Source organism: Arsenophonus apicola, assembly GCF_020268605.1.
Taxonomy (GTDB): domain Bacteria; phylum Pseudomonadota; class Gammaproteobacteria; order Enterobacterales; family Enterobacteriaceae; genus Arsenophonus; species Arsenophonus apicola.
Genome location: NZ_CP084222.1, coordinates 2,050,648 through 2,065,271 on the forward strand (window position 1 = coordinate 2,050,648; position 14,624 = coordinate 2,065,271).

The following is a 14,624-nucleotide window of genomic DNA, read 5'->3' on the forward strand; positions in this document are numbered from 1 at the left end:
CACTTTTCTTTAGCGGAAAACCAGCGTTTAAAATGCTGTCCAATTATCATCATTGGTTACTTTTTTCTTATCATCAATCGCTTCTGCCTCCGGTGCGCCCTTAGCTAGATTTTCGCTTGATTGTTTATTGGGTTCATCGGTATCCTCTATGGGTAATTTAAATACCGAAACCAGATCGGTTAAGATTTTAGTTTGGATCTCTAATTCCGCCGTCGCCGCCCCTGACTGTTCAACCAATGAAGCATTATGTTGTAGTACATGATCCATTTCGTTGATAGCAATACTGACCTGATTAATACCTTTACTCTGCTCATCGGAGGCGGATGCAATTTCACCCATGATTTCTGTCACACTAACTATGGACTCAACAATTTTGCCCATTGTTTCGCCCGCTTCTTCCGCCAGTTTTGCACCGCTTAGCGTGCGACTAACTGAATTTTCAATTAAACCTTTAATTTCTTTCGCTGCATTAGCACTACGTTGGGCAAGGTTACGAACCTCCTCGGCTACCACCGCAAAACCACGGCCATGTTCGCCAGCACGCGCGGCTTCTACCGCCGCATTCAGGGCTAATATATTGGTTTGAAAAGCAATACCATCAATTACACTGGTAATATCAGCGATTTTTTGCGCGCTCTCAGAAATACTTTTCATAGTGTCAACGACATTAGCAACAACTTGCCCCCCTTCCCAGGCAATTTCTGAAGCTGAATCAGCCAATTTATTTGCCTCAATAGCATGTTCAGCATTCTGCTTAACGGTAATTGTTAACTCTTCCATACTGGCGGCTGTCTCTTCTAAAGCGGCAACCTGCTGCTCTGAACGAGTGGAAAGATCACTATTACCTGTCGCAATTTCACTGGTGCGCGCATAAATTTTGTCGGCAGAGCCTGAAACACTTTTTACCATTTGGATCAATTCATATTGCATATGTTTTAATCCGGCCGCTAATCTGCCCATTTCGTTGTTGCCATTAATGGCAATATGTGATGAGAGATCACCTGCCGAAAAAGCTTTAATGTTCATGAGTAAGGAATTTAACGGATTAATCAATAAACGATGGATCCCAAACCAACAAAGGATCAGCAATAAGATTAACGCTGACAGGACAACGAATAAAGTATAAACAGAATAACGATATGATACTTCTGAGTGACCAATAATTTCATCATATACCACTAAACTTTCGTTAAGATAGTGATCAAGTGCTTGCGAAAATTCTTGTTGATAAATTGATGTGGGTTGATCAGAAAAATCTTTTATTTGATCATTCTCTAATAAAAAAATCAGTGAATGTAACGACTCCATATAGCGGGTATAATTTTTTGATAAATCAGCGAGGATTTTCGGATCATGTATGGATAATTTAGCGGTGCGTTGATATTTATCGAATTACTCTCTTGCTTTGATTAAATTCAAACGAGCAGCTTCAATAATTTGTCCAACGGGTTCATTTATCGGCACTTTTTTCTTGGTCAATAAATAACTAACACCGGCTCGGTTCAGTTGGATCCTAGCCTTTAGTAAATGAACCCAGCCTTCATTGAGTAATATTCGCTGGTTACGCATTTGGGCTAATAAGGCTATTTCGTCTTTTTGATCTTTTAAATCAAAGAAAAAAAATGCCCCGGATGCCAGTTGTAATATGCCAAACAGAAGTAATGTAATGATTAAACCTGTTATAATTTTCATTCTATTTAGCATATAAAAATTTCCATTTCATTAAGATAGATAAAATATCGTCCCTCTGAATAGAAACTTTATAGCAATAATTGATAGTTTTTTATTATTGTTTATTAAAACGGTTAATTACTTTTTTTACTGATATCGCTACAACAACGCTAATTTGCTAAATATATTTTATTTTTATAGCTCGTTGACAAGTTAATTATTATAGGTTGAATAAATATACTGCTCTATTTGCGAATAGATTAATTAACACGATAATTTATTTAATCATCGATATCATGAATCAATGCCATCTCTTGGCTATTAAGTAATTTTTCAATATTCACCAAAATCAACATCCGCTCTTCTAACATCCCTAATCCCATAAGATATTCAGCCGATAAAATTGACGACATTTCTGGTGGTGGACAAATTTGTTCTGGCATTAACGTTAATACATCTGAAACCGCATCAACAACAATTCCAATAATTCTTTGTGATAACATGACAATAATAACAACTGTACTATTATCATATATTACATCAGACTGGGAAAACTTAATTCTTAAATCAATTATCGGTATAATAACGCCACGCAAATGGGTGATCCCTTTAATAAAATCAGGCATATTTGCAATGCGTGTAACATGATGGTAACCACAAATTTCCTGTACTTTTAGAATATCAATCCCATATTCCTCTTCACCTAAAGTGAAAATTAAATAACCTGTTCCTTGTCGTTCGGTTTTAATATGGCTAAAACCCTGTTGTTTTATCATCGCGAAACTCCTTGTTGCCAATTATATTAATAATTTTGCCATTTAATAATCTATCTAATGCTGCCTTTTTATGTAGGCCAATTGATAAAGTTCTTTAATATCAATAATTAATGCTACACTACCATCGCCCATAATTGTGGCAGATGTGATCCCTTTAATCGGTTTAAAATTTGTTTCTATATTTTTTACCACTACCTGTTGTTGACCTAATAAACTATCAACAAATAAAGCGTATTTCTTACCTGCATATTGAACTATGACGACAATGCCTTCATTTATTGCTTTTTTCCCTTGCGGAATATCCAGCACTTGATAGAGTTCAATCAGTGGAATATATTCATCCCAAACTAACAGTAATTTTTCATCGTTACCTAACATAAAAATTTGTTCTGCTTTGGGTTGTAAAACACTGACTACCGAGTTAAGCGGTAAAATAAAAATTTCATCACTAATCTGGACAGACATGGCCTCTAAAATAGCCAAGGTTAACGGTAAAAAAATACGGGTGGTGGTTCCTTTTCCTGCCTGAAAAGTTAACGTAATTTGGCCACCCATTTCGTGAATATTCTGTTTTACAATATCCATGCCAACGCCACGGCCCGAAACGTCGGTCACGCTTTCCGCTGTACTAAATCCTGGAGCAAAAATCAGCATGGCAATATCTTGATCACTCATTTGATCGGATATTTCTAAACCAATATTTTTGGCTTTTTGTAAAATTTTTTCTCTATTTAAACCATTGCCATCATCGCTAACGGTAATGCAAATATTACCGCCTTGGTGCTCAGCAGAAATCATTAATTGCCCTTCTTCCGCTTTGCCCCTTTGCCGTCTAACTTCGGGTAATTCAATGCCATGATCAAGGCTATTACGTACCAAATGGGTAAGTGGATCAACAATCTTCTCAATTAACCCTTTGTCTAATTCAGTGGTTTGACCTTTAAGAGTTAATGAAACTTTTTTATTAAGTTTTATTGCTAAATCGTGGACCAAACGCGGAAAACGGTTAAATACATAATCCATGGGCATCATACGAATTGACATCACTGACAGCTGTAAATCACGCGAATTCCTAGCTAATTGATTAAGACAATCATGTAATGGATTATGACGATCATCCAATTGTTGGCTATGTTGCATCAACATAGATTGGGTAATAATCAATTCGCCAACTAAATTAATAAGTTGATCAACTTTTTCCACCGCAACCCGTATGGTTGATGCTTCTGCAGGGGTAAAAGAACGATTTGACTCTATAGCAGCGATAGTTTTTGCTGCTGTTTTATCTGTTGTGGTTAGTAGCTTATCTTCATCAATTAGATCACTACGCTGGCTTGACTGTTTTGCCATTGGATTTGCTATTGCAAAATGGATCTGTTGCTCATCGAGTAAAAAACAGAGTACAGCAGTAATATCCTGTTGAGACTCAGCGGTTTTGAGTAAAACGGTTAATGTTGTCTGCTCAATTTGATGTTCAATTACCTTACCTAAAATATTTAATTCGTCGAGGAGTAATGTCACTTCATGTGGCTTAAGATCAACTAATTTGATAGTAAAATAAGTTTCCCCGGCCGTTTTAGCCGCGGCCACTTTTACTACCGGTCTATCACTGGTCGGTATCACCGAATAAAACAGTGCTTCAACTTGACTAGATAAATATTCATCGGGCAATTGGTCATGGCGATAAGCATTAAGCTGCGCTAATAAAATATCTTTAGCATTTAATAATGCCTGCAGAATATCGGCCGTTAACAATATCGTTTGGCTTCGGAGACCATCTAACACATTTTCCAAAATGTGAGTGGTTTTTTGTAATTGGCTAAAGCCAAATGTCGCAGCACCACCTTTTACAGAATGCGCACAACGAAAAACAGCATTAAGTGCCTCACTATCAGGAGTATCAATATTAAGATGGAGCAATTTTTGCTCCATCTCATTTAATAGTTCTTCTGTCTCATCGAAAAATACTTGATAAAACGCACCTAGCTCCATGGCTATTTATCCTTTGATTGTGCCAATATCACTTTGCTATGGTCGGTAGGTAATACTGCTGTTGGTACTAAAGATGGTGTTAACGGACTCTCTACTTGTTCGCTATTTTGTTCGCCAATTTCTTTTGTCGGCTGAGGCCGCTGATTTTCGTGAATAATTGCAGCTTCACTCTCTTTGTTTAACACCAAAATACTAATTCGTCGATTAGCAGCGGCTGCGGGATTATTTTCTAATGGCACCGTTGAAGCCATACCAACAACACGCATAATTTTATGTTCATCCAAACCACCACTAATTAATGCCCGGCGCGAAGAGTTTGCCCTGTCCGCCGACAATTCCCAGTTGCTGTAACCATAGCCGCCTTTGGCATAAGCTGTACTATCGGTATGACCAGCCAGACTAATTTTATTGGGATAATCATTTAATACTGGTGCCAACACATACAGAATTTTTTGCATATTTTTATCAATTACCGCGCTGCCGCTAGCAAACATAGGCCGATTTTCGCCATCAATTATTTGTATCTGTAACCCCTCATCCATTAAATCAATTAGCAAATTAGGTTTTAGATCCTGTAAGCGCGGATCATTCATAATCAATAATTCAAGATCCTGTTGTAATTTTTTAAAACGATCTTGTTCCGTCTCTGGCAGTTGGTTGGGCTCTTTGGGTATCGTATCACCCTCACGATAAATAATGTCTTTGCCGCCACCCGGTATAATATTCGTGACATCACCACTTTTAGGGCCCTTATTTAATGAAACCTTAAGCGGTGTACGAAAATAATCAGCAATACGAATTAACTCTTGCGGGCTGGAAATGGATAAAATCCACATAACTAAAAAGAAAGCCATCATGGCAGTCATAAAATCCGCATAAGCGATTTTCCAGGAGCCGCCATGATAATAACTGGATTTCTTACGCCGTTTTTTCTTGATAATGATGGTCGATTTTGCTGTTTTCATAATCAATCATCTTCAACATGAGGAGAATTAGTATTAGTCGGATTTTTCATGCTACGCACATGATCCTCTAATTCATTAAAAGAGAGTCTATCATCTAAAAATAGCGTTTTACGGCCAAATTCTACTGCAATTTGTGGTGCATAACCGCTAATGGATGATAGTAAAGTGACTTTAATACATTCCATCATCTTAATTTGTTGATGGCTCTTTTGTCGCACCAAATTAGCTAATGGTGAAATAAAACCGTATGAAAGTAGAATACCCAAAAAAGTTCCTACCATCGCATTACCAATTAATATTCCCATCTCACCTGCGGGTCTATCGGCAGAAGCCAGGGCATGCACTACGCCCATTACCGCAGCAACAATACCAAAAGCCGGCAATGAGTCACCTAACATACTCAAACTAACTGCAGGGACTTCAGCCTCTTGCTCAAAAGTGGCAATTTCTTCATCCATTAATGCTTCAATTTCATGCGCATTCATATTGCCAGTGATTATCAATCGCATATAGTCAGTTAAAAAACTCATTAAATGCGGATCACTTAGTAACTTTGGATATTGAGAAAAAATGTCACTCTGTTCCGGATCTTCAATATCGCGTTCTAACGATAATACCCCCGCTTGACGCGACTTTGTCAATAGGCGAAATTGTAGCGCCATGAGATCCATATAAATTGATTTATTATAGCGGGAGCTTGTAAGTAACCTTGGCAACACCCTTAATGTTGATTTAATCGCTTTACCATTATTAGCTACAATAAAACCGCCTAAACCAGCACCAAATATAATTAAAAACTCTGCGGGTTGATATAGAGCAGATAAGTGCCCCACGACAAGTAAATAACCACCTAATACTGCTCCAATAACAACAAGATAGCCTAAGAATACAAGCACTTGATATTCCCTTTATTGATGATGATGAACTAGAGATCTGTATTCAAAGCTAGCATACCGACCGATAAGAGCTATGGTAAACCTAAACCATAACTCTCTATTTTATTAGTACAGTAAGTATGCTACTGAATTTGCCCCAATACCTGAGGATGAATATCGGCAAATTGACAAGAATGTTTACGTTTTTTAATCACCCTTGAAGGTGGCTGGCATAAACTACAGGCAAAACTATTCACCGGTTGATGAGCATGAGTAATAAAAGTTCCACCACAGCAGCGACAAGTTGATGGTTGCAACATACCACTATCAACAAACCGAACTAACGTCCACGCTCTTGTCAAAGCAAGTATGGGTGGGTTACTTGGCTCGGTGCCGCATTGTTCCAGATACAAACGATAAGCCTGTACGACGGCGTTTATTCCTCAATAATAACCACTAGTTAATAAAAAGCGATAAGCATTATAAAACATAGAAGAGTGAATATTTTGTTCCCAAGTCATAAACCAGTCGGTTGAGAATGGCAACATACCCTTAGGTGGTGGATTGCCGCGTAATTCTTTATATAATTTAATTAATCTCCCTCGGCTTAGTTGAGTTTCACTTTCCAACATTTGAAGACGTGCACCTAAATTAATTAAATCTATAGCTAAATGAATATCTTTTGCTTCTTGAACAATACTTTTACTCGCCATAATTATGCCCTTCTTTTTATCGATTTATCATTTTCCGATAATTGTTGGAACAAATGAGTTGATAACAAAATTCCTGTGTGAATTTGTTGTAGATCATCAACACGAGATTCTTTAGTTAATTGTTCAATCGTTTCACTATTTTTAAATCTAAAATTACAGATTAATTGGTTAGTCTCTGCTAATTTAACTAACTGTGGTAATGTCAAGCTGATCAATGAATCAGCTGTTTCCTCGGTGATACCTAATCGAAACATAGCGGAAGCTTTTTCTTCCTTAATAAGACGTTGTGCAAGTAATAAATAAGAAAGATTAATATCGTAAATTTGCTTCAATAAATCTGCTGTGTTCATATTTTTATACTCACTTATTGTATTTAATTAAAATTCGCTGGTGTTAGGCTATAAAAGTACTTACCATTAATGATATTAATGGGTTAAATTTCTTTTATCGTGGCACTAAAAATTGCTCTATAAATTTATCTCAAAACCAAAGTCTTATAGTCATAAGCGACTTCGATATTTTTCAATTTGAATAAAAATTCACACTCAATAACCAGAATACCTTACATGTTTATAGCTGATTCTTACGATTATTCAGTTGTGCTTAGGCTATTTAAATTTAAGGTTTTGTTATATCAAAAATAGCCGGCTTTTATTATTAAACTCAATATTAATTTTTTATTTACTCAGAAAAATAGAATAATAACCAAGGTTATTTTATTAATTTAGTCAATTAATAAACATTAAAATAACTATTAATTAGCAATATTTTGAACATAAAATACAATACAGGCAATAAATATAGAATTTAATACCACGTAAATGATAAAAATCAAAATAACATACAGACAAATAAACAAAAAACCACATTTATCAACGTAAATATTTTATTTTTAATTTGGTTTACATTAAAAACAAATAATAATTATTTTATCTATTCATATAAACGATTAATGATGAAAATACAAAAATAACTATATTATTCAATAAATTATAAAACAAAAAATTCTAATTTAATGAATTTTTGGGCAAAAAAATAATATTAGAGATCTTTAATATAAAAAAGTTACTTATTTTATGACAAAAAAATAGATTATTTTTTTATTGAAAACATCTGATAAAATAAAAACATATCTCAATATAGACATACTTATTTATAATTTAGAATGTATAAGATAAATAATAAAATGCATATTTTAAAAAATTTAAAATATAATATTAAAATAATAATTTTGTAGTAAACAATATCCTACTACATTGAGTTATAAATTATTTATTAAAACAATCAGCGAGTTACTTAGCTTAAAAATCATTTACTACAACAAGGATATTCAGTGCAGAAATGATCGCTCACTAAGTTATGAGGATTTTAATTTAAATTTATTCACTCTCTTTTGGCATCACATAAGTACCTGCACCTGCTGCGCTCTCATTAAAAAACCAAATACCTGTCGGATATTCAGGTAACTCAATTAAATACATTATTCCCTCATTAAAAGGCTCTATTAAGCGAATAATACCTTCCCGCATCTGGTCACCATCTGTTTTTACTAAAACGCTATCATTGATCTTCATAAGCTATACCACAAATTTTACGACAAAAATAAAGAAGCCTGCCGCTTGCGCGACAGGCTTCAAGAAATCCATTTATTTAACTAATCTTAAAGAGCAGTTACATTCGCTGCAGCTGGGCCTTTCGAACCATCTTCAATGGTAAATTCTACATTTTGCCCTTCAGCCAGAGTTTTGAATCCATTTCCTTGAATGGCAGAGAAGTGAACGAATACATCTTTGCTACCATCAGATGGAGTGATGAAACCAAAGCCTTTAGATTCGTTAAACCACTTCACTTGACCCTTCATTTTGTCAGACATGTGCCTTTTCCTATATAACAAATAAACATTGCCGTTTTCGGCAGGTATACAAAAGCCTACATCACTATTTAATTCATGGAAGCACTCAGCAAGAAACGGTCGAAAGGCTATCAAGGATAACGCTACTCATAACACATTAACTTAAATGTCGTAAATAAAATAGATCTGTTTATTAGGCTTCCTCCCATTAACGCACGAGTAGTTAATAATATCAATAGTTTTATGCTTTTGTTTAAGAAAAAAATCGAATTTTTTCAAGAATATTCTTCGTTAACCCAGTAAATTAATAAAAAAATCAAAATGATCTAAATAAATTCATAAATATAAATTTTTTTTCTGTTTGGGACAATTCCTAATCAATAAAGATTTTGCTTAAATAAAGAGAAAAACGGTAATGTCGATAACTCAAGCAATTTTATATGCTAGTCTCAAAGCTTAGATTCATCTATAAATCTAATCAATTAAGGTAAATATCATGGATATGATAAAAGTAATCCTGAATGAAAATCTCTGCCAAATAAACAAACAGCAAAACCGTAATAATAGACCTTATTTAAATTGGCAGTTCATTACTACTCATCCCTACCTTTGTATAGGAATGATCATCGCTTACTTGCTAACAGCAATTCTAATCTATTACACACCCTACTTTGGGTTATATTGGACAATCGGCTTCACACTATTTTTCCTGCTATTGGCCGCAGTATTGCTGTTTGATATCAAACCAACATACCGTTTTAAAGATATTGGAATACTGGATTTACGGGTATGTTACAATGGTGAATGGTTTGTTACTGAAGAAGTATCAGATGTAGCTATAAAAAAAATACTTGCTGAACCAACTATCAATGATGCCATCAAAACCGAACTAAAACGGCTTATCAAACAAAAAAACAAAATAACATTTTATGATGTATATCTACTTGCATACTCGCCTAATTCAATAAAAAAACACGCATAAATCATTAGAAATCATATAATATTCAGATAAATAGCTTATTTTTAACTCAATGTGATTAAAGTACAAACAAACAGTAAAAATATTATATTTTTAACATTGACAGTGGTCTAGGACATCGTTAGTATGCTGCCAGCTTTTTAGCTCACTCAATTCCTCCATAGTTCAGTCGGTAGAACGGCGGACTGTTAATCCGTATGTCACTGGTTCGAGCCCAGTTGGAGGAGCCAAATACTAAAAGCCCGCAATCATGCGGGCTTTTAGTATTTGCTTAAAATGTCCATCAATTATGCCATAACAAAATTTGCTTTTTAGTCCATTTCTTTTAGCCAATGCAAAATAAGCCTCTCGATTTGGTCAATTTTTAAAAATTTTACAATAGAAAATTGTTTTTTTTAATTCAGCAATCCTCTTTCTTGATTACCTTATAACCAAACAGTGATTATTTTCATTTTTACACTTTACAACTAAGATAAGCCTCGCTATTATTCGGCTCGTTGTGAAGCACGCGACCCATTCCTCCATAGTTCAGTTGGTAGAACGGCGGACTGTTAATCCGTATGTCACTGGTTCGAGCCCAGTTGGAGGAGCCAAATTTCAGTAAACCTGCCCAACTGGCAGGTTTTTTGTTTTCAATAGCAAATTAAATATATTAAAAATCAAGCTACATGCCTTACCACCAAGTAACCTCTCGCTAGCCAGCAAGTTACCATATAGAAAGTTTTAAATAACTCCTTTTGGTCTTTGACAAATTAACTTTCTGTCGATAACATTCACTGCACATCAAATGTTATTCCTCCATAGTTCAGTTGGTAGAACGGCGGGCTGTTAATCCGTATGTCACTGGTTCGAGTCCAGTTGGAGGAGCCAACCCCTTTCAACTTATACTTTTGTTATCACTTTTATAACTTATTCGTTTGATGCCAGATTAATCTGCTTTTTAGTATAGCTATTTTATTTTTTTCACTTTATCATCCCTATCTAACATGCTCACAACTCATCTTTTTCATTATCTACTTTTAAGATGGAGTCAATTTCATGACCCAAATCACGACTACTATTAAAATTCGCCGCCCAGACGACTGGCATGTTCATTTTAGAGATGATGATATATTAAAACTTGTTGTGCCTTATACTAGCCGATTTTTTGGCCGAGCAATTGTTATGCCAAACTTGGTACCGCCAATTACTGATATTAATCAAGCAAAATCTTATCGTGAAAGGATCTTGCATGCGACTCCTGAAGAACATCCATTTACACCATTAATGACCTGCTACCTAACGGATACCACTGACGCCAAAATAGTTGAAGAAGGCTTTAAGCAAAGAGTATTTACTGCCTGTAAACTTTATCCTGCCAACGCAACAACTAACTCTAACTATGGGATATCAAAGATAGAAAATATTTATTCCGTTTTTGCCATAATGGAAAAAATAGGTATACCACTCTTAGTACACGGTGAAGTTACAAGCAGTGACATTGATATTTTTGATCGTGAAGCCTATTTTATTGAGCAAACGTTAGAGCCTATTAGAAAAGATTTTCCTAGCCTAAAAATTGTGTTTGAACACATTACCACTAAAGAGGCCGTTCAATATGTACTTGCTGGTAATGACAACCTGGCTGCTACCATTACACCACAACATTTAATGTTTAATAGAAATCATATGTTAGTTGGTGGCATCAAGCCTCATTTATATTGTTTACCTGTTCTGAAGCGCGACATCCATCAAAAAGCATTACGAGAAGCAATAACAACGAGTTGTCAGCGCTTTTTCCTTGGCACTGATACCGCACCCCATACCCAAAATAGAAAAGAGTCTGCCTGTGGCTGTGCTGGTGTTTTTAATGCGCCTACTGCCCTTGCAGCTTATGCTACCGTTTTTGATGAAATGAATGCGTTGGAAAATTTTGAAGCATTTTGTTCATTAAACGGTGCTAAATTTTATGGCTTACCCATTAATGAAGGGTTTATTGAACTTAAACGTAAAACAGTTATTATTGCTGACAAAATTTCCCAAGGTGAAAATCATTTAATTCCTTTTTTAGCAAATGAAAACGCTAATTGGGAAATCAATGTTCTATAATTCTCTACGATAAAGTTGCCATAGCCGTGGTCGATTATTAGTCTCACAACCACGGTTTTCTTTCATCCTAAGATTTGTACTTAAAAAATCATTATTTCATTTAAAATAACATTGTTATATAAGTTTATTTTGCGAACAATATATTATTTATGATCAATAACACTTCAGGCATTGGTTAATCTTTTTAGTCATAAAATTTATAAAAAATAAACAATAAAACCAATAACAATCCAGAAAGATAATGGATATACTTTCTGAAAAGCGTTATTAATAAAACTAAATTATATAAATAAACTAAATCAATTCATAAAGAATATTAAGCTAATATGGGTATTCAATTAAATACTTACTATGATATTTTAATTATATAACAGTAAGATATTTACAAATTTTTATCGCTATTTTTTATTGCACTTATGGTAAGTAGTCCATAAGAAATTTATTGTTTATCTATTATTTAGACAAGGATGTTTTGTAATGAAAGTTTTAATTATTGACGAGTGTTATTATACAAGATTAGGCATCAGTGAATATTTATCAAAAATCAATAAACTTCAGTTTATTAGTCAAGATAGTATTAAGTCTGCCATAAATCATATTAATAATTTTTCTCCTGATGTTGTTTTAGCCAATTTAACCCATTATTGTCACCATGCTGAGTATTGTAATCAACTACAAGCATTTATTGAAAAACTACACAATGTGCGTTTCTATATTTATCTCGACTCTCCTTACCCCTTTACAAATCGACCCATTTTACTAAAAAACCAATGTTTTATTATGTCGAAAAAAATATTAAATTACGTATTAGAACGCTTAATAGAAACTAATAGTATATTAAAAAATATCACTTATTTATCAAATGACAATGCATCAATTTTTAGTTATCAAGAGCAAAAAATTATCAAAAATTGGATGAATGCAGTACCTAATCATGTTATTGCTAGAAAACTTGGGATTAGTAATAGTACGGTTTATTCCCATAAAAGGCACATTACTAAAAAAATTTTTGTTAATAATCGAATTGAGTTTTTTTTTGTTTATAATATTTTTAAATATATTTATTCAAATGATTAAAATATTTCCTATTTATAGAAAGTAACTTAATTATATTATAAATAATATAATTAATTTTATTCTCAATTTATAGCAATTTTCCTGCTTTCCATTTCTTTAAAATGAGTACGACCCATCATTCTCGTGCTCACTATCCTTTTATTTCATTTACACTTGATATGCCTGATAAAATACCTCGATATACCTTCTTCAATAAATGATCACCAACTATTGACAACAAAGATCATATAAAATAGCAGTACTTCAGCTCCACCAGTGAAAACTGTATAACAAACCCCAAGTTAAGCAAGCCATGAATAAGAACTAAATGGTGATTAAATATCCAGTTAAAGTTTTAGCTTTGCTAAAAAAGTGTCACAATAGATAATACTAATATTAATACTAACTAAACAGAACGCAGATGATAAAAGTATCTCCTTTTAAAATTTCATATTTACATCCCCAATATTGGTTAACATGGCTAGGAATTGGGCTGCTTTATTTACTGGTTTTACTACCTTATCCTGTAATCTATTGGCTGGGAACTCGACTTGGACGCTTATCAAAATACTTTCTAAAAAAACGCCTACTGATTGCAAAACGTAATTTGGAACTCTGCTTTCCTACCATGAGTGCACAGCAACGCCAACAAATAATCAATAAAAATTTTGAATCAGTGGGTATGGGAATATTTGAAACGGGTATGGCTTGGTTCTGGTCTGATAAACGAGTAAAACGCTGGTTTACAATTAAGGGTCAGCATAATATTGAAAAAGTTCAGTTGGCAGGGCAAGGGATCATCGTAATAGGAATTCATTTTCTAACACTCGAATTAGGCGCGCGTATCTTTGGTATATTAAATCCTGGTATTGGTGTTTATCGCCCAAACGACAATCCAGTGATGGATTGGTTGCAAACCCAGGGACGGTTGCGCTCTAATAAATTCATGCTTGATCGCAAAGATATAAAAGGCATGATACGTAACCTTAAACAAGGAGAAATTTTATGGTATGCGCCAGATCACGATTATGGCCCCAAAAAAAGTGTTTTTGTGCCTTTTTTTGCAGTTAAACATACCGCTACCACCATAGGCACCCATATTCTGGCAAAGCTTGCTGATCCAGCCATGATACCTTTTACTCCCAAACGGTTAGCTAACGCTAAAGGTTATGAATTACTCATTCAACCAGCAATAACCCATTTCCCACAACAGGATGAAATTACTACTGCAACTTTTATGAATAAACTGATTGAGGAAGAGATTATGCAAGCACCTGAGCAATACATGTGGTTACATCGTCGATTCAAAACCAGGCCTGCAGGCATGCCATCACTTTATGGTGATCTTGATAATATACATGATTAACTACTGGCAGTGACTGTATCGTCAAAACCAGTCACTAAACTTAACTAGGCGATCTTTTTCACTATTTAGCTATTATTAAATAAACTATCGATTAAATGCTAAAGAATCACGCAAATATGTGATGAAATGATAGCTTTATTAATTTTTTTACTTCAAGTTAAACTTATTAACCACAATACCATAACAATCAGAAAATAACAGACTATCTTATTGTTTTACATGATTTTTATATTTAACAATAATTAAATTTAAAAAATAATAGTAACTATTTTTTCTGTTTTTAGTCCGTCG

Annotated in this window: 11 protein-coding genes, 3 tRNA genes and 2 pseudogenes; 7 read left to right on the forward strand and 9 right to left on the reverse strand. The window is 34.2% G+C overall.

From position 1 onward, the window contains the following. Positions 1-27 precede the first annotated feature (27 nt). From LDL57_RS18190 to cspE, 9 genes and pseudogenes are all read right to left on the reverse strand, one after another. Positions 28-1,704: pseudogene (locus LDL57_RS18190) on the reverse strand (methyl-accepting chemotaxis protein). Positions 1,705-1,952: 248 nt separating this feature from the next. Beyond that, a complete protein-coding gene (locus tag LDL57_RS09810; protein ID WP_180560882.1) occupies positions 1,953-2,447 on the reverse strand; it encodes a chemotaxis protein CheW in 495 nt (164 codons plus the stop codon). 54 nt (positions 2,448-2,501) lie between these two features. Next, positions 2,502-4,439: a chemotaxis protein CheA gene (gene cheA / locus LDL57_RS09815; RefSeq protein WP_225505531.1), complete on the reverse strand. Its 1,938-nt coding sequence runs from the start codon at positions 4,437-4,439 to the stop codon at positions 2,502-2,504. A 2-nt stretch (positions 4,440-4,441) separates the two neighbouring features. Continuing rightward, complete coding sequence (gene motB, locus LDL57_RS09820) at positions 4,442-5,404, reverse strand: flagellar motor protein MotB (protein WP_180560884.1); 963 nt, start codon at positions 5,402-5,404, stop codon at positions 4,442-4,444. A 2-nt stretch (positions 5,405-5,406) separates the two neighbouring features. Continuing rightward, positions 5,407-6,300, reverse strand: a complete 894-nt coding sequence (motA, locus tag LDL57_RS09825) for a flagellar motor stator protein MotA (RefSeq protein WP_225505532.1) — start codon at positions 6,298-6,300, stop codon at positions 5,407-5,409. A 122-nt stretch (positions 6,301-6,422) separates the two neighbouring features. Next, positions 6,423-6,992: pseudogene (gene flhC, locus LDL57_RS09830) on the reverse strand (flagellar transcriptional regulator FlhC). A 2-nt stretch (positions 6,993-6,994) separates the two neighbouring features. Next, entirely contained in the window at positions 6,995-7,342 is a 348-nt protein-coding gene (gene flhD, locus LDL57_RS09835) for a flagellar transcriptional regulator FlhD (protein ID WP_180560886.1), read from the reverse strand. Between the two features lie 1,029 nt (positions 7,343-8,371). After that, entirely contained in the window at positions 8,372-8,566 is a 195-nt protein-coding gene (gene dsrB, locus LDL57_RS09840) for a protein DsrB (protein ID WP_180560887.1), read from the reverse strand. Between the two features lie 86 nt (positions 8,567-8,652). Next, positions 8,653-8,865 carry a transcription antiterminator/RNA stability regulator CspE gene (gene cspE, locus LDL57_RS09845; protein ID WP_026823671.1) on the reverse strand — a complete coding sequence of 71 codons (213 nt, stop codon included), beginning with the start codon at positions 8,863-8,865 and terminating at the stop codon, positions 8,653-8,655. Positions 8,866-9,340: 475 nt separating this feature from the next. Between cspE and LDL57_RS09850 the strand changes: the two genes are divergently transcribed. The 7 genes from LDL57_RS09850 (at position 9,341) to LDL57_RS09880 (ending at position 14,333) form a co-directional block, all read left to right on the forward strand. Beyond that, the gene (locus LDL57_RS09850; protein WP_180560888.1) at positions 9,341-9,826 is read left to right on the forward strand and encodes a YlaC family protein; all 486 of its coding nucleotides are present in this window, start codon (positions 9,341-9,343) and stop codon (positions 9,824-9,826) included. A 151-nt stretch (positions 9,827-9,977) separates the two neighbouring features. Continuing rightward, a tRNA-Asn gene (locus tag LDL57_RS09855) sits at positions 9,978-10,053 on the forward strand. 287 nt (positions 10,054-10,340) lie between these two features. Further along, positions 10,341-10,416 (forward strand) — tRNA-Asn (locus LDL57_RS09860). A gap of 201 nt (positions 10,417-10,617) precedes the next feature. Then, a tRNA-Asn gene (locus LDL57_RS09865) sits at positions 10,618-10,693 on the forward strand. 168 nt (positions 10,694-10,861) lie between these two features. Continuing rightward, the gene (gene pyrC, locus LDL57_RS09870) at positions 10,862-11,911 is read left to right on the forward strand and encodes a dihydroorotase (protein ID WP_180560889.1); all 1,050 of its coding nucleotides are present in this window, start codon (positions 10,862-10,864) and stop codon (positions 11,909-11,911) included. Positions 11,912-12,388: 477 nt separating this feature from the next. Then, the gene (locus LDL57_RS09875) at positions 12,389-12,988 is read left to right on the forward strand and encodes a LuxR C-terminal-related transcriptional regulator (RefSeq protein WP_180560890.1); all 600 of its coding nucleotides are present in this window, start codon (positions 12,389-12,391) and stop codon (positions 12,986-12,988) included. Positions 12,989-13,388: 400 nt separating this feature from the next. Next, positions 13,389-14,333 (forward strand): Kdo(2)-lipid IV(A) acyltransferase, encoded by a 945-nt coding sequence (locus LDL57_RS09880; RefSeq protein WP_180560891.1) that lies wholly within the window; start codon positions 13,389-13,391, stop codon positions 14,331-14,333. Positions 14,334-14,624: the final 291 nt, after the last annotated feature.

Bases quoted from the DNA above. Each gene is read 5' to 3' on its own strand.
- cspE (WP_026823671.1), bottom strand. From the start codon at position 8,865: ATGTCTGACAAAATGAAGGGTCAAGTGAAGTGGTTTAACGAATCTAAA.
- LDL57_RS09875 (WP_180560890.1), top strand. From the start codon at position 12,389: ATGAAAGTTTTAATTATTGACGAGTGTTATTATACAAGATTAGGCATC.
- cheA (WP_225505531.1), bottom strand. From the start codon at position 4,439: ATGGAGCTAGGTGCGTTTTATCAAGTATTTTTCGATGAGACAGAAGAA.
- LDL57_RS09810 (WP_180560882.1), bottom strand. From the start codon at position 2,447: ATGATAAAACAACAGGGTTTTAGCCATATTAAAACCGAACGACAAGGA.
- flhD (WP_180560886.1), bottom strand. From the start codon at position 7,342: ATGAACACAGCAGATTTATTGAAGCAAATTTACGATATTAATCTTTCT.
- LDL57_RS09880 (WP_180560891.1), top strand. From the start codon at position 13,389: ATGATAAAAGTATCTCCTTTTAAAATTTCATATTTACATCCCCAATAT.
- pyrC (WP_180560889.1), top strand. From the start codon at position 10,862: ATGACCCAAATCACGACTACTATTAAAATTCGCCGCCCAGACGACTGG.
- dsrB (WP_180560887.1), bottom strand. From the start codon at position 8,566: ATGAAGATCAATGATAGCGTTTTAGTAAAAACAGATGGTGACCAGATG.
- LDL57_RS09850 (WP_180560888.1), top strand. From the start codon at position 9,341: ATGGATATGATAAAAGTAATCCTGAATGAAAATCTCTGCCAAATAAAC.
- motB (WP_180560884.1), bottom strand. From the start codon at position 5,404: ATGAAAACAGCAAAATCGACCATCATTATCAAGAAAAAACGGCGTAAG.